Genomic DNA, 16,236 nt, shown 5'->3' on the forward strand with positions numbered 1-16,236 from the left:
CCAAGTTCCGGGCAGGTATAAACGCCACGTATGCGCGCACGTTTTCCAACAGGGTGCAGCAGGGCTCCAGTGGCAGCAGCATCTTCCTGGGGGCCTTCGTAGCCCTGCCGACTTCAACAACGCCTACTACATCGGCGACTACACCGACCCGCAGGGCAATATCTTCCTCCGGCGCCAATCCTCGTACCGTAATCAGCTGGGCAACAGCAATAACCCCGGATTCGACAACCCTTTCTGGACCATCGATAACGTGCGCGACCAGACGCGGGTGCAGCGGCTTATTGGGGCCCTGGAGCTGACGTATGATGCCACGAACTGGCTGAATATTATCAATCGTACGGGCGTTGACACCTATACCGACCGGCGCTCCACGGTGTATCCCATTGGGGCGGGGCAGTCGCCTACGGGGCAAATTGGGCAATCGACGATTCAGGAGACGCAGATCAACAACGACCTGATCGCACGCGCCACCCATGATTTCTCCGAGAGCCTGGGGGGCACTTTACTGGTGGGGGCCAATATTAACATCCGGCGGGGCGAGCAGGTGGGTGCTAATGCGACCAATTTTATTAACCCCTTCTCGCCGCCTCAGCTGGACAACACCCTCGCCGACAGCCGCCAACCCTTCAACCTTGTGCTGGAGCAGCGTACCGCGGCCGCCTACGCGCAAGTAGATCTGGCTTTCTTCAACCAGCTCTACCTCACGGGCACCGGCCGCGCCGAAACTGCCTCCACGTTTGGTCCCGAAACCAGCAGCACTTTTTTCTTTCCGGCTGGTACGTTGGCTTGGCAGTTTACCAAGCTTGCGCCCTTCACCGAGAACAAAGTGTTGAGCTTCGGTAAAGCTCGGTTGGCTTACGGCTCGGTGGGTGTGCAGCCTACCCCCTATCTCACCCGCACCTACTACGTGCCCGGCGATGCTAACATCATTGCCGATGGATGGGGTACCACCCTGGATGCGGCCAACTACGGTGGGGGCTTTGTGCGCTCGAACGTGCAGGGCAATCCCGAAATCAAGCCGGAGCGCAAAACCGAGCTGGAGGGTGGTCTGGATCTCCGCTTCTGGCAAGACCGCATCAACTTTAGCATTACGGGCTACACCAACCGCACCAAGGACGCTATTCTGACCGTGCCGGTGGCGGCCACAACTGGCTTTGTATCAACGAGTGCCAACGCGGCCGAAATCGAAAATAAGGGCCTGGAAATAAGTCTTGGTGCCGATGTTATCAATCAGCCTGATGGCTTTGTGTGGAATATTGCGCCCAACTACTCCCTCAACCGCAACGAGGTAACCGACCTGTCGGGCGCGGAGTCTATCTTCCTCAATGGCTTCACGGGCACTTCGTCGCGGGCCGTGCGGGGCTACCAGATGGGCGCCTTGTGGGGCAGCCGCTGGGAGCGCAACTCCGAAACGGGCAGCCTGGTATTCGATACCAATGGCTTCCCAATTCAGGCCGCTACCGAGGGCATAATTGGTGACCCCAACCCTAGGTGGCGGGGGGGCCTTGGCAATACCTTTAGCTACAAAGGCCTGTCGCTGAATGTGTTGTTCGACCACGTCGACAACCTGGACGTGTGGAACGGTACCAAGGGTGCGCTCTACTCCTACGGTACGGCCAAAGACACGGAAGCAGAAACGACAGTATCGGCGGCCGATGCGGCTACGCTGCGCCTGTGGAACAGCCAGACGGTAGCGCAGCGCTACCAGCCCAATGCCGATGGCACTTATACCTTCCGCGGGTCTGTCACCGATTTTGGGGCCGGACCAGTAGTGGCCGACGAGCAGTGGTATCGGAATGGCTTGGGCAATGGCTTTACCGGACCAGCCGAGCAGTTTATCGAAAATGTGAGCTACACCCGCCTGCGCGAAATCACGCTGGCCTACAGCCTGAAGCTTCCCTGGCTGACAGAGCGTGCCAAGCTCCAATCGGTGGACGTGTCGCTGACGGGGCGCAACCTGGCTTTGTGGACCGACTACACCGGCGTAGACCCTGAAACCAACTTAACGGGTGTATCCAACGGCCGCGGGCTGGACTACTTCAACAACCCCAGCACCCGCTCCTATATCATGTCCCTGAACTTCAACTTTTAAGCAGTGCCAGGAGGCTCTCAGTACTGACGTGCTGAAGGGGCCTCCTGACACCTTCCTCCACGATTTTGCTCGTTCAATCATATGAAAACATCCCTGCGTTATTATCTGCTGCTGGCCCTGCTTTTGGTGGGCTTGGGCAGTTGCGAAAAACTTACAGAGGGCTACGACATCAACCCAAATGCCCCCAGGACGCCCCAGCCGACCAACAGCTGACGGCGGTGCAGGTATCGGAAGGCTTTGTGCTGAGTGGCGAGATGGCCCGCACGGCCGGTTTATTTAGCGACTACTTCACCGGCACCGACCGCCAGTATGAGGGTTTGCAGAACTACACCACCGTATCGGGCGACTACGATAATATGTGGAGCAATACCTTCACGCTGGTGCTGGCCAACGCCCGCATTGTGACCCAGAAGGCGGAGGCAGTCCAGAATTTTCAGCTGACGGGCATTGCCCAGGTGCTCGAAGCCCAGATGATTGGGATGGCTACCTCGGTTTGGGGCGACATTCCTTACTCGCAAGCTTTGCAGCCGGGCCAGCCAGCTCCATTTGACCGGCAATCCGACATCTATGCCAGCGTTCAAACCTTACTCAGCACCGCCATTACCAACCTGGGACGCACTGGTATTAATCCGCAGGAGCGCGACATATACTATGGCGGCGACCTGGCCAAATGGCGGGCAGCGGCTCACTCGCTGAAGGCACGGTTTTATATGCACGTGCGCAACTACCCGCAGGCGGCGGCCGAAGCAAGGCTTGGGATTGCCAGCCCCGACGGAGATATGCTGATGCCGTACGGTGGTACGGTGAGCACGAGCGCCAACCCTTACTACGACTTTATCGATATCAACCGTACTGGCTATATGGGAGCGGCTGGCTCGTATGGGGTGCGTCTGCTACAGGGTGAGCGCGATAATGCCCGTACAAATGAGTCGGCCCGCTTCGAGTATTTCTACACCACCGAAGCTGGCTACAGCGACGTCGACCCGAACATTCTGGAGGGTGGTGCCTTCGCGGCCGATGCTGACTTTCCGCTTATTACCTACGTCGAGACACAGGCTATCCTGGCCGAAGCCCAAGCCCGCGCCAACGACCTGACCGGCGCATTGGCTTCGCTCAACAATATCCGGGCATACAACCGCACCACCTTCACAGGTGGCACTTACGCTGCCTACACCCTGGCCGATTTTGCGTTGGGTGGGCTTCTGAATACGGGCCAATCGCAGCAGCAAGCCTTGCTGCGGGAAATTCTGACGGAGAAATACCTGAGTCTGATTGGTCAGATTGAGCCCTACAACGATGTGCGCCGCACGAATAATCTGATCGGCGTGCCCAAGAAACGCACTGATGCGCCCAACATTCCGCAGCGCTATCTGATTGCGCAGAATGAGGTGAACGCCAATCCCAATGTGCCTGATCCTATTCCGGGGCTCTACGAGCCGACGGAAGTCAACCGGTAGCTTCAGCTTCGCTGGCTTGGCCAACTCGCTACATTTCATGAAAAGTCCCGGCTGTTTTGAGCCGGGACTTTTTGTTGTTAGAATGGGGCGAATTATAATTAAAAGGCACGCAGAGGACAGGGCACCTTACTTTTGGCGGCTTGGTTGAGGCATATAACACGGAGAATATCCGCGCTATACCTCAGCCCGAAGCAAAGCCCGAAACTCTACGCTACTTTTGCTTCTCACCCTAAGTTGAACCCACGCCTTACCGATATGAATGTAGGAGACCGAGTACGCCTGCTCACCGGGCGCGAAGAAGGCATTGTCACCCGTTTGCTCGACAACGATCTTGTTGAGGTTGCCATAGATAACGACTTCACGATTCCGGTGCTGCGGCGCGAGGTGGTAGTAGTAGCCGCTGAGGAGCACAAAGCGTTTGGGCAGAGCGCGGCCTCCGTGGCCGCTGAGCGCCAAGCCGCTGCCAGCGCCCCACGGCCTAGTTTTGCCCCCAGAAACCTGATGCGCCCGCCAATAGCAGCGTGGGGGGCAAAAAAGCGGACAAAGGCCCGAAACCAGAATTACCCAAGGCACAAAAAGGCTTGTATCTGGCGCTCAGCCACCAGTCGCCGGAGCTGCTGGCCGTGCAGCTGATCAATAATACCGACACCGATTTGCTGTTCACTTATGGCGAGGAGCAGCAAGAGAAATATCGGGGCCTGCTTTCCGACAAGCTCGGTCCGAAGGCAGTAAGTAAGCCCTTGGCTCACCTTCATCTTAAAGATTTCGAGCAGTGGCCCGCCGCAGTGGTGCAGCTTTTGCCCCACCGCCTGAATGGCGACACGGCGTTTGAGCTGCTTACCAAGCGTTTGGCTTTCCGGGCCAACAGCTTTTATACCAGCCGGCAGCCAGCGCCTATCTTGCAGAAAGAAGCGTATCTTTTTCAGCTCGACGAGAAGCCTGCTGCACCCGTAGCACTCGAAAAGCTGGCTGCAAACCTGCAAGCCCAGCTAAGCGGTAATGCGCCGGCCAAACCAGCGGCGGTAGCACCTGTTCCGGAGCCGGTCAAAACCATTCTGCCACCCTCGCACGAGGTTGATCTGCACCTGGAAGTGCTCAACCCTGATGCCGCTATCCTCGACCCGCCGCTTACCAACACGGCCATCCTGCGGCTGCAGCTCGACGCGTTTGAGGATGCGTTGAGTCGGGCATTGGCCACCAACATGCACGAAATCGTGTTTATTCACGGCACCGGCAACGGTACCTTGCGGAAGGAGATTCACAAAAATCTGAGCCGCAACCGCGACATCAAGTTCTTCGAGGATGCGCAGAAAGAGAAGTTCGGCTACGGCGCGACACTTGTGCGGCTAAAGTAATTCTCCGCTTAAGCGATTCAATCATTTCACTTAGTAGGCCGAACAATGAGACGCGACACGTCGCGTCTCATTGTTGAACGATTCAAATAGAACGTTCTATTAAACAACGCCGAGACGCGACGTGTCGCGTCTCTACATCTGGTATACCAATTTGAAACCGCTTTAAAAAGCGAATATCCGTTCCAGACTTCACAAAAAAAGGCTGCCCGCAAAGGCAGCCTTTTTTACAAACAACTAATCAAGCCTACAAGTGAGCAATTGGATCAGCGTTACCATCGGGGTCGTTTTTCACGGTGCCGCTGGTAGTGAAGTTTTTGCCTTTCATGATAAGTACACCGGCCATGTGTGGCGTAGCCATCGAGGTGCCGCTGATGGTGTTGTAGCCACCATTCAACCAAGTTGACTGTACGCTAACACCGGGCATGCAGTAGTCTACCGGCGGGTTGCCAAAGTTGGAGAACGAAGCCCACGAATCTGAGCTATTCATAGCTGAGATAGTGTAGATATTCGCTCCATTCACCCGAGCAGGTGAGTGATTATTGGCGTTGTCGGTTTCGTTACCGGCGGCCAAAGCGAAGAGTACTCCTTTTTGAGAAGCGTTTAAAACGGCCTGATCAAGCGCGCTAGATACGCCACCGCCAAGGCTCATGTTAGCTACGTCGCCGGATGCGCCATTAGCGCCTACATAATCCACACCGGCAATTACGCCCGAGTTGGAGCCGCTACCGCGGGAATCCAGTACGCGAACTGCTACTACTTTAGCACCAGCGGCTACCCCTACTACACCACTAGCGTCGTTTTTGGCGGCAATAGTACCAGCGCAGTGCGTGCCGTGGCCGTTGCCATCATCTGGCGAGGCGTAGTTTTTGCCACTGGTCAGGAAAGACTTGCTGCGGGCTACATCAACGTTCAGGTCGGGGTGATCCAAGTCGATACCAGTGTCGATAACCCAGGCCGTGCGGCCAGTAGCGGCACCATCGCCGGTACCCACGCGGGCAATGCCATAAGGCGTCACCTGTGCAGCCTGTATGGTGCTGCCGCCGCCATTGTTAGGATTACCAAGCGTGATAATCCGGTCTTGCTCCACGTAGGCTACGTTTGCATCCTTACGTAGCTCAGCCGCTTCGCCGGGGCTCAGCTGGGCCACGAAGCCTTTCAGTGCATGACCGTAGGCATGACCTACTTTATCGCCGCTCAGGCCACGGGCACGAAGTATGCCCTGACCAACACCTTTTACTTTGTTTACTTTCGCGTCGTAGGAAGCGTCGCCATCGGTATCAACGGCACCGTCTTTCAGCACGACAATGTACTGGCCCTCAATCAAATCATCGGAAGCTTTTGCGTCGGTACTGATCTGGGCTACCGATGGATCTTCGGCATCAATGGAATTGTCGGAACAGGCGGTGAAAACGGCTGAAGCAGCTACGAGCGAAGCGCTCATTACCCAGAAAGAAAGACGCGGATGTAGTTGGTTTTTCTGCATGCTTTTGAAGAATGGAGTAATGGGTGAAAAATGACTTGTTCGCCGCCCGCTGCCGAAGCTTTAAAGCCTCTATTCTGTCAGCGACCAGTGGGGTGATTGTTTAGCCAATGTATCGATTCAAAAATGGCATCCAAGTCGGCCCATCCTTTCTGGGGGCAAAATCAGGCTTTTTAACCCCATTTTAAGCCCAAAAAACGCGCTTGAGATTAGCGCTACCGTAGAAATGGGAAAATATCACGGTATTTGTGACATAGAAAGAACTATATGTATTTTCAGGGGTGATTGAACTCTGGAAAGCCCGCCGGCGCACCATCGAATTTTGACCCCGTGGCCTTTATTTAGACAGGCAGCAACCTCAAACATAAGCGCCCAACCACTGAAAGCGCTACCTTTGTCTTTGTGATGAGTCGCTCCACCGCGGCGCCTTCGGGCGGCGAGGAAAGTCCGGGCAACACAGAGCACCCTGCTTCCTAACGGGAAGGATGGGCCGTAAGGCTCAGACAGCCAGTGCCACAGAAAACTACCGCCTACGTTGTCTTCGGGCAGCCGGTAAGGGTGAAAAGGTGCGGTAAGAGCGCACCAGCGGCCGGGCAACCGTGTCGGCTGGGTAAACCTCAGGGGTTGAAAGACCAAATAAGCGGGCACGCTGTCTGGCAACAGGCAGCACCGGGCGGCTCGTCCGGCGTCCGTGGGTAGGTTGATGGAGCCTTTCGGCAACGACTGGCCTAGATAAATGGTGGAGACGCTGAGCCTTCGGGCCCGGCGGACAAAACCCGGCTTACAGACTCATCACCACCGTATCATCGGTCGTTGCAGCTTCGGTTGCGGCGACCGATTTTGTTTTTGGTAGTCTGGGTGGCAAATATGGAAGGCAGACGCCTGAAAATTAAATAATTACAATTTTTCATGTGTATTGTGTTCTTTCCTCATTGAATCCTTCAATAACTTTACTCACTAAACGGGTAATGCTTTTCGTTACCTTCGCTACACCCTCAGTATTAATTTATTCTGCTCTCAGCTTATGCCCAAAATCCTCATTATCGACGACGAAAAGTCGATTCGCAATACGCTAAAGGAAATTCTGGAGTACGAAAGCTACGCCGTTGACCAGGCCGAAGACGGTCCGTCCGGCTTGGATATGCTTATCAAGAATAAGTACGACGTGGTGCTCTGCGATATCAAAATGCCCAAAATGGATGGGCTGGAGGTATTGAGCCGCGCGCAGGAATTGGCCCCCGACGCTGCTTTTATTATGATTTCGGCGCACGGCAGCATCGACACGGCCGTGGACGCCACCAAAAAAGGCGCCTACGATTTCTTGCAGAAGCCACCAGACCTGAACCGCCTGTTGGTAACGGTTCGCAACGCCCTCGACCGCACGAAGCTAGTAACTGAAACCAAGACGCTTAAAAAGAAAATCGCCAAAAGCTCCGAGATGGTCGGCAACTCGCCGGCGCTGGAGCAGGTGCGCAAAGCCATTGCAAAAGTAGCCCCCACCGATGCCCGCGTACTCATCACGGGGCCCAACGGCGCTGGCAAAGAGATGGTAGCACGCCAGCTGCACGAGCAAAGCAACCGCGCCAACGGACCGATGATTGAGGTTAACTGCGCCGCTATTCCTTCGGAGCTGATTGAAAGTGAGCTGTTTGGTCATGAAAAAGGCTCGTTTACCTCGGCCGTAAAGCAACGCATCGGCAAGTTTGAGCAGGCGCACGGCGGCACGCTGTTTCTGGATGAAATCGGCGACATGAGTCTGTCGGCTCAGGCGAAAGTGCTGCGGGCCTTGCAGGAAAACAAAATCACCCGCGTGGGGGCGAAAAGGAAATAACGGTGGACGTGCGCGTACTGGCCGCTACTAACAAAAACCTCCAGCAGGAAATCGCGGAGCGCAACTTCCGCGAGGACTTGTATCACCGCCTCTCGGTTATTCTTATCCAGGTTCCGCCTCTCAACGACCGTCGCGAGGACATCGGCGACTTGGTGCAGAAGTTCCTCGACGATATTGCCCGCGACTACGGCAACAAGCCCAAAACCGTCACCCCCGAAGCGCTTGCTTATTTGAAGAGCCTCGACTGGCGCGGTAATATCCGGGAGCTGCGCAACGTGGTAGAGCGCCTGGTAATCATGAGCGACGACACCATTACGGAGTCAGACGCTAAGATGTATTCAGGCAAGTAGCGGCCGTTCAACGAGGGCCTCATCCCCCGGCCCCCTCTCCCAAAAAGAGGAGGAGCCTGACGCTCGGCCTACACCGCACCTTCCGCTCTCGCTCCAGGTACGGCTACCTGTTTTAGTAGGTTAAGTTCAGTATAAAAAAGCCCCCCAGATACACGTCTGGGGGGCTTTTTTACATTTTAGAAACAATAATTCGGTTGCGGAGGCGGTAGCCGACGCAGCCGCGTAGAACGACTAACGTTAGGCTCCCCCTCTTTTTGGGAGAGGGGGCCGGGGGGTGAGGCCCTCGTTGAACGACCCGAACAGGTCAAACTTACACCATCTGATTACAGCCGCGCACATCGGAGTTATCCAGCCGCCCGAGCACTTCAAACGAGCCATCGGAGTATTGGCGAGCTAAGTCTTTGGTTTCGATGAAGGCGCAGGAATCAATATTTGCCAAATCAATGACATTAATAGCGCCAGCCGGACGCGTGGCATCGACTGAAAACGGGTCGGAGGGCTCGCGGAGCAGAATGCGCAGGCCTGGGGGGCAAAAAAAGCGGCCGTCGCCGGTGCTATAGGCTTGAGAAAGCAACTCGGTCATGCCGTATTCGGAGTGAATACCCTGGGGCCCAAAAGCCGTTTGTAGCTCAGCATGCAGCTCTTCCCGAATCATTTCGCGCCGCCGCCCTTTCATACCACCAGTTTCCAATAACGTGAGCCCCAACAACTCGGGTGCGCCTGCATAGGCGGCCACTAAATCGAGCAGGGCATACGATACGCCCAAAAGCATTACCTGACGACCGGAATTGCGCTTGGCCGTGGCCAGCGCCTGCAACAAAGCTTTGTGGTCGTGGAGGAAAAACGCGGGCTGGGTTTGGCCCGATGCCTTGGCAAAATATTCAACCATAGCCACCAAGGAAGATTGCCCCTGCTCTAAGTAGGAAGGCAGAAGCGCCAGGAAAATCCAGTTGGTAAGGGCGCCGTAGGTTTGTTCGAAGATGCGCGCGGCATTCTGACGGTACAAGGCAGGATCGCGCAGGAGGTGGCGGCTCCGTTGCTGCTGGGTAGTGCCGCTACTCAGAAAGGTTTCCTGCGGCGCCCAGTCGGCGGGAGTGGTGCGTACCTCGTGCGTTTTAAAGAACTCGATGGGCAGAAATGGTATATCCGTCAGTGCATGAACGTCGTTGGGGTCGCGGCCCAGCGCAGCCAGGTATTCGCGGTATGGGGGGCAATTCTGAGCCTGATGCTGGAATAAGCGCAGGGCCGTTTGCTCAAAAGCGGCAGCGGATATAGCAGGCAAAGCGCGGAGGTGCTCATCACGGAAACTCATTGCAAAACAGTGGGGTTAAAAGCTAGATATAACAAACGCAGCACGTCTTCGTTGAGAAGTTGTATCTTCCGTTCTGGCTGAAAAGGCCGCGTTCGACCCGTCTTTTTTACTCTGATATGAAACTACTTCGTACTCTTCGGACAAGCACGCTGCTCCTGCTCACGGGCCTGGCAGTGTCTTCTTGCCTTGAAATGCCTGATTATCCCGAAACACCTTCTATTAGCTTTAAAAGCATTTCCTCCGAGCGCGTTTCCGATGGGTTTGGTCTCTATGATCGGGTGACCATAACCGTCAGCTTCAAAGATGGCAACGGTGACCTGGGCCTACGGGAAGAAGATAAAGTAGAAGGTTCGCCCTGGGCCAGACTGAATCCTGATTTGACGCTAAACCCATTCTACAATAACTACTACATTACCCCCCTTATTCGGAATGCGGCCGGTGAGTTCCTTCCGCTGGAGCTGGATAACCCGAATGACAATTATAACAGCACTTATCCTCCTCTGGATAAAGACAGTAATGGGCGCGAAACACCGTTGCGCGGCGATCTAAGCTTTACCACGGACTTTTTTGCTGGTGACCCTTTAAAACCAGGAGAAGTTGTACGCTTCGAAGTCTTTATCTACGACCGCGCACTGAATAAAAGCAACACCATCATCACGGACCCCATCACGATTCCGCGCTAAACGCGCTTCGTTATTAATCAGAGATAAGAAAACCCCGACTGAGCCTTTCCAGTCGGGGTTTTTCGTGTTGACTTGGGTGCTTAATAGATGGCTGGGAAGCGCTTAGGATCGGTTTCCTGCATCATCTCATACACCGTATCGAATACATCTTCGGCGTTGGGCTTGCTGAAGTAGTCGCCGTCGGAGCCGTAAGGCGGACGGTGGGGCTGAGCGGCCAGGCAACGAGGCTGGGAGTCGAGCAAGCGGTAGGCCTGCTGGTCGTCGAGCACGTGCTGCATCATGTAGGCCGTAGCGCCGCCGGGCACATCTTCATCGGCAAAAAGCACACGGCTGGTTTTGCGGATGCTGTCGGCAATGACATGCTGCAAATCGAAAGGCAGAAGCGTTTGTACGTCAATTACTTCCACCGAAATGCCTACCTCACTTAATTGCTTGGCGGCATCCAGTACAATGCGGCACATCGAGCCGTAGGTTACGATGGTCACGTCGGTGCCGGCTAGCAGCACTTCCGGCACGCCCAACGGTAAGGTAAACTCGCCTACGTTCTGCGGAATGCGCTCCTTGAGGCGGTAGCCGTTCAGAGGCTCGATTACCAGGGCGGGCTCGTCGCTGCGTAACAAGGTATTGTAGAAGCCGGCAGCCTGTGTCATATTGCGGGGCACGCACACATGCATACCGCGTATGCTGCTCAGAATCATGCCGATGGGTGAGCCGCTGTGCCAGATGCCCTCCAGCCGGTGCCCGCGCGTACGCACAATAAGGGGGGCTTTTTGGCCACCCTTGGTACGGTACTGCAAGCACGCCACGTCATCCGACAAAATCTGGACGGCATACAACAGATAATCAAGGTATTGAATCTCCGTGATGGGTCGCAGGCCGCGCAAAGCCGCGCCGATGCCCTGCCCCACAATAGTGCACTCGCGAATACCGGTATCGGTCACGCGCAGTTCGCCGAACTTCTCCTGCAAACCGGCAAAAGCCTGGTTCACATCCCCGATACGGCCCACGTCTTCGCCGATGGCAAAAATAGTGGGGTCGCGGCGGAAGTTAGCGTCGAAGCAAGCCTGCAATACTTCGCGGGCATCCACCTGGGGGGCATTTTCGACAAATTTGGCGGGCTCCACCTCGATGTTCAGCGCCGCCTGCTCGCTTTGGCTATAGAGGTAAGAGTTGTAGCGGTCAGCGTTTTCGGCGAGCGCCTGATCCAGCCATTGTGATAGCTCGCGGCGACTGGCGGAGCGCTGCTGGTCGCGGGTGAAGCGCAGGGCTTTGCGCACGGTGCGCACCAGGTCGGCGCGGATGGGTGCAGGATTGTGCTTTAACTGCTCTACCATTTCGTGCAGAGCGTTCTGCTGGCCGGTTTCGTTTACCAGCTTTTCCAGCAGGGCCGCTACCTCGTCGCGCTCCTGCTTGATGGGGTTGAAAAAAGCTCCCCAGGCCGCGGTGCGCGCCTCGCGCACGGTGTTCTTCGCTTCGTTTTCCAGCTGATCCAGCTCCTCGGCGGTGACAACTTCTTCCGAGAGCAGCCACTCGCGCATTTTGAGCAGGCAATCGTGCTCTTCCTCCCAGGTCAGGCGGTCCTTGGTTTTGTAGCGCTCGTGCGAGCCCGACGTGCTATGACCCTGGGGCTGCGTTACTTCCGTTACGTGAATCAGCACCGGCACGTGCTCGCGGCGGCAAACGTCGGCGGCGCGCTGATAGGTATCCAGCAGAGCCGGATAGTCCCAACCGCGAACCACGAAAATCTCGAAGCCTTGCTCGCCGGGCGCATCGCGCTGCAAGCCGCTCAGAATGGCGCTGATGCTTTGCTTACACGTTTGATATTCAGCCGGAACGGATATACCGTAGTGGTCATCCCATACCGACATCAGCATCGGAATCTGCAATACACCGGCAGCATTCAGGGCCTCAAAAAACATTCCCTCCGAAGTGCTGGCATTGCCGATAGTACCGAAGGCCACCTCATTGCCGTTCACACTGAACTGCGTCCGATCGTGCAGCTCGGGGTTCTGGCGGTACAGCTTAGAGGCGTAAGCAAGACCCACGAGGCGCGGCATCTGCGAAGCCGTGGGCGACACGTCGGCCGACGAATTCTTCAACTCCGCGAGGTTCTTGAAATTACCGTCTTCGTCGAGCAGGCGGGTGGCGAAATGGCCGTTCATGGCTCGGCCACCGGTGGCGGGCTCGGCTTCCACGTCGGGGTGAGCGTACAGCTGAGCAAAGTATTGCTGCAAGGTCAGTTCGCCGGCGGCCATCATAAAGGTCTGGTCGCGGTAGTATCCCGAGCGGAAGTCGCCGGGCTGAAACACGCGGGCCATGGCCAGTTGGGGCAGCTCTTTGCCGTCGCCGAAGATGCCAAACTTGGCCTTGCCCATAAACACTTCCTTCCGACCAGCTAAGGAAGCGTGGCGACTTTCCCAACCCAAGCGGTAGTCATGGAGCAGGTCTTCTTTGCTGAGAGTGGCCGGGGTGACGGCTAGTGCGGATTCGGCAGTGGACATAAGGAAGAGTGGGAATAAGGCAGGTGGTGGCGGTCGGCATAACTGGGGGTGGGGCCGTCCGTTTTGCAAAAGTACGGATTTGGGCGCGATGCTGATGAAATGCCCCCAGAGCCCCCTACGAGGCCGGACACTTTTTGTCTATCTTTGGGGTATCACGCCGTGCTGCTTGGTTCTGCTACATCTAGTTAAAGCCAGAAGCGCTGTCTTGGGTTTCTTCCTTTCACGTTATCATTTTATGAAAAACCGCGCCTCTCTCCTATTTGCTCTGGTCCTGATGCTCTTCTGTTTTTCGGCCCAAGCGCAGGGTGTTATGACATTCGAAAAAGAGCAGCACGACTTCGGCAACGTGCCCGAAGGCACGATGGCCACCCACGAATTCAAATTCAAGAACACTGGCAATCAGCCTATTATTATTGCCACCGTGCAGGCCTCCTGCGGCTGCACCACCCCCGACTGGACCAAAACGCCCGTGCTGCCCGGCAAAACCGGTATGGTGAAAGCCGTGTACAGCAGCGCTGGCCGCCCCGGCGTGTTCAACAAAACGGTGACCGTAACCAGCAATGCCGCCACGCCGAGCACCACCTTAACTATCAAAGGCACCGTACTTGGCCCGGAGGAAATTAAGGCCAGCCTCACGCCTGCTCAAAAAGCGATGGCGCCCCGCCTCGTCCTCGACCGCACCGCTCACGACTTTGGCAAGATGGAGGCCGGTCAGCAGCCTTCGGCTCGGTTCACGGTAAAAAATACGGGCAAGCAGGATTTGCTGCTGGGTATGATAACCTCGCCCTGCAACTGCGTAGGCTACAAAAAAGCCCCCAACCCATTAAGCCGGGCCAAAGCGCTGTGGTGGAGATTCTCTACGCGCAGCGCCAGATTGGCCAAATGACGGATGTAGCCACGCTCAACTCCAACGCTGTAGAAGGTCCTGCCAAGCTCACCATTAAGGCCAATGTAGTGCGCGATCTGAACGCGGCCAGCATGGTAAAAGAAAGCGCCACGGCTGTACCGTTTAAGTAGCACGAACTTTTAGTTCGCATATCACCGTAGATGGTAGAAGGCATTGAAAAATGCCCCCAACGTCATTGTTCAACGATACGCGAACTGAAAGTTCGTGCTACTCGCCACATTGCCTATCTTTGCGGCCGTTTTCACCCCTCGTCTTCCACCCAATCTTCACTTCTCTGCCATGATCATCGGCGTACCAAAAGAAATCAAGAACAACGAAAACCGCGTAGGCCTGACGCCCGCTGGCGTTGCTGAGTTGCGCAAGCACAACCATACTGTCTATGTACAGGCTACTGCCGGCCTAGGTAGCGGTTTTCAGGATGCCGAATACGAAGAAGCCGGCGCGCTGATCCTCGCTACCATCGAGGAAGTATACGCTCAGGCTGAGATGATTGTGAAAGTGAAAGAGCCGATCAAGGAGGAGTATAGCCTGATCAAAGAAGGCCAGCTGCTCTTCACTTACTTCCACTTTGCCAGCGGCGAGGAGCTCACCCACGCCATGATTGAGCGCAAAGCGGTATGCCTGGCTTATGAGACGGTAGAGCTGCCCAACCGCGCCCTGCCTCTGCTCATTCCGATGAGCGAAGTAGCCGGCCGCATGGCACCGCAGGAAGGCGCTAAGTATCTGGAGAAGCCGCTGAAAGGCCGCGGCATTCTGCTGGGGGGCGTTCCTGGAGTGAAGCCCGCCAATGTGCTGGTACTCGGCGGTGGCATTGTAGGTACGCAGGCTGCGAAAGTAGCTGCCGGCCTCGGTGCTCAGGTTACCATCATGGATATCAGCCTGAACCGTCTGCGCGAGCTCGACGACTTCATGCCCAAGAATGTAATTACCCAGTACTCCAACGAGTACAACATTCGCGAAGCCATCAAAACTGTTGACCTCGTAGTAGGTGCTGTGTTGATTCCGGGTGCAAAAGCCCCCACCTCATCACGCGCGACATGCTCAAGACCATGCGCCCCGGCACTGTGCTCGTAGACGTGGCCGTGGACCAGGGCGGCTGCATCGAAACCTGCAAGCCAACGACCCACGAAGACCCGACCTTCATCATCGACGATATCGTGCACTATTGCGTGGCCAACATGCCAGGCGCTGTGCCTTACACTTCTACCCTGGCTTTGACCAACGCTACGTTGCCTTACGCCGTGCGCTTGGCTAACCTGGGCTGGCAGGAAGCTTGCCGCCGCGACCCAGCTTTGCGCCTGGGCCTGAACGTGGTAAACGGCGAAGTGGTGTACCAAGGCGTAGCCGAAGCCTGGAACCTGCCGCTGGTGAGCGTTGACTCTGTATTGGAGCCAGCCCACGCGTAAGTATCTATTTGTGCTAAAAAGCCTTCCCGATACCTCATCGGGAAGGCTTTTTAGTTGATGAGTGTTGTATTCGCTGGCTTAAACATAAATGTACAGCTTGCTTGATACAACAGTTCTTACGAGTAGAGACGCAACATTTTGCGTCTGGTCGTTGCTGATGTTGTTTAATTGATTGTCTTGACTTGGATTGCTCAAAAACTAGTCGCAAAATGTTGCGTCTCTACTTGGCACTCTGCTTATAAAATTGCTCTAGCTATTGATGAAGGGAATTATTTATACCGGCGAGACCATCACCGACCACAAGCTATTAGCCATGCTGCCCAAAGAACTGCAAGCCTTTCTGCGGCAGCACAATGGCGTAGTGGCATACTTCGGCGGCCTGCATATTCGGGGCTGCTGTACTGAGCCGGCGTGGCACTCGTTGCGGGAGGCCTGGCAAGGCGAGCAGTCTTTGCAAAAAACCTACGACACCGTTCTGAAGAATGACATTCCATTTGCCCAGGACTGCGTGGGCAACCAGTTTCTGCTGCGCCAGGGCGAGGTCGTTTTTCTTGACACGGAAACCGGAGAAATAGCGCCGCTGGAGGTTGATTTCAAGCATTTCCTGATCGGCGCGGATAAGTTTCCGGTCGATGCTTTGGGCTTGGAGCCACTGCGGCGGTGGCAGCAACAGGGAGGCATGCTGGCTCCCGGTCAGTTGCTACATGTGTATCCGCCGGTTTGCATTGCTGCCGATACCGATAAAGCAACTCTAGCAACTGTTTCAGCGCCAAAGCGTCTGGCTTTCCTAGCTGACTTATATCGCCAAATCAAGCACTTGCCCGACGGTCAGGCGCTGACTATAAAGCCGTTGCAGGATTAG

The 16,236-nt window shown here is 55.8% G+C and carries 10 protein-coding genes, 1 other RNA gene and 3 pseudogenes; 11 read left to right on the top strand and 3 right to left on the bottom strand.

Annotation, left to right across the window (positions count from 1 at the left end):
- Positions 1–160 precede the first annotated feature (160 nt).
- From H9L05_RS20260 to H9L05_RS20270, 5 genes are all read left to right on the top strand, one after another.
- Positions 161–2,092 (top strand): TonB-dependent receptor, encoded by a 1,932-nt coding sequence (locus tag H9L05_RS20260; RefSeq protein WP_262892717.1) that lies wholly within the window; start codon positions 161–163, stop codon positions 2,090–2,092.
- Positions 2,093–2,173: 81 nt separating this feature from the next.
- Positions 2,174–2,305 carry a hypothetical protein gene (locus H9L05_RS25340; RefSeq protein WP_262892579.1) on the top strand — a complete coding sequence of 44 codons (132 nt, stop codon included), beginning with the start codon at positions 2,174–2,176 and terminating at the stop codon, positions 2,303–2,305.
- Positions 2,306–2,310: 5 nt separating this feature from the next.
- Complete coding sequence (locus H9L05_RS20265) at positions 2,311–3,549, top strand: SusD/RagB family nutrient-binding outer membrane lipoprotein (RefSeq protein WP_187732437.1); 1,239 nt, start codon at positions 2,311–2,313, stop codon at positions 3,547–3,549.
- A 234-nt stretch (positions 3,550–3,783) separates the two neighbouring features.
- Entirely contained in the window at positions 3,784–4,182 is a 399-nt protein-coding gene (locus tag H9L05_RS24275; protein ID WP_223284595.1) for a hypothetical protein, read from the top strand.
- Positions 4,131–4,904, top strand: a complete 774-nt coding sequence (locus tag H9L05_RS20270) for a Smr/MutS family protein (protein ID WP_223284596.1) — start codon at positions 4,131–4,133, stop codon at positions 4,902–4,904. Before H9L05_RS24275 ends, H9L05_RS20270 begins: the two co-directional genes overlap by 52 nt.
- 244 nt (positions 4,905–5,148) lie before the next feature.
- On the opposite strand, the gene H9L05_RS20275 is transcribed toward H9L05_RS20270, so the two are convergent.
- Positions 5,149–6,387 carry a S8 family serine peptidase gene (locus H9L05_RS20275; protein WP_223284597.1) on the bottom strand — a complete coding sequence of 413 codons (1,239 nt, stop codon included), beginning with the start codon at positions 6,385–6,387 and terminating at the stop codon, positions 5,149–5,151.
- Positions 6,388–6,786: 399 nt separating this feature from the next.
- On the opposite strand from H9L05_RS20275, the gene rnpB reads away from it, so the two are divergent.
- Positions 6,787–7,184, top strand: an RNA gene (rnpB, locus tag H9L05_RS20280) — RNase P RNA component class A.
- A gap of 224 nt (positions 7,185–7,408) precedes the next feature.
- Positions 7,409–8,565 (top strand): annotated as a pseudogene (locus H9L05_RS20285) (sigma-54-dependent transcriptional regulator).
- A 310-nt stretch (positions 8,566–8,875) separates the two neighbouring features.
- On the opposite strand, the gene H9L05_RS20290 reads toward H9L05_RS20285, so the two are convergent.
- Positions 8,876–9,877, bottom strand: a complete 1,002-nt coding sequence (locus H9L05_RS20290; RefSeq protein WP_187732438.1) for an acyl-CoA synthetase family protein — start codon at positions 9,875–9,877, stop codon at positions 8,876–8,878.
- A 116-nt stretch (positions 9,878–9,993) separates the two neighbouring features.
- On the opposite strand from H9L05_RS20290, the gene H9L05_RS20295 reads away from it, so the two are divergent.
- Positions 9,994–10,560 carry a hypothetical protein gene (locus tag H9L05_RS20295; RefSeq protein ID WP_187732439.1) on the top strand — a complete coding sequence of 189 codons (567 nt, stop codon included), beginning with the start codon at positions 9,994–9,996 and terminating at the stop codon, positions 10,558–10,560.
- Between the two features lie 80 nt (positions 10,561–10,640).
- On the opposite strand, the gene H9L05_RS20300 is transcribed toward H9L05_RS20295, so the two are convergent.
- Complete coding sequence (locus H9L05_RS20300; RefSeq protein ID WP_187732440.1) at positions 10,641–13,061, bottom strand: alpha-ketoacid dehydrogenase subunit alpha/beta; 2,421 nt, start codon at positions 13,059–13,061, stop codon at positions 10,641–10,643.
- A 310-nt stretch (positions 13,062–13,371) separates the two neighbouring features.
- Between H9L05_RS20300 and H9L05_RS20305 the strand changes: the two are divergent.
- The 3 genes and pseudogenes from H9L05_RS20305 (at position 13,372) to H9L05_RS20320 (ending at position 16,236) form a co-directional block, all read left to right on the top strand.
- A pseudogene (locus H9L05_RS20305) lies at positions 13,372–14,078 on the top strand (DUF1573 domain-containing protein).
- 169 nt (positions 14,079–14,247) lie between these two features.
- Positions 14,248–15,374 (top strand): annotated as a pseudogene (ald, locus tag H9L05_RS20315) (alanine dehydrogenase).
- Positions 15,375–15,633: 259 nt separating this feature from the next.
- On the top strand, positions 15,634–16,236 hold the full coding sequence (locus tag H9L05_RS20320; RefSeq protein WP_187732443.1) for an SMI1/KNR4 family protein: 603 nt from the start codon (positions 15,634–15,636) through the stop codon (positions 16,234–16,236).

It is taken from the genome of Hymenobacter qilianensis (assembly GCF_014489555.1).
Lineage (GTDB): Bacteria > Bacteroidota > Bacteroidia > Cytophagales > Hymenobacteraceae > Hymenobacter > Hymenobacter qilianensis.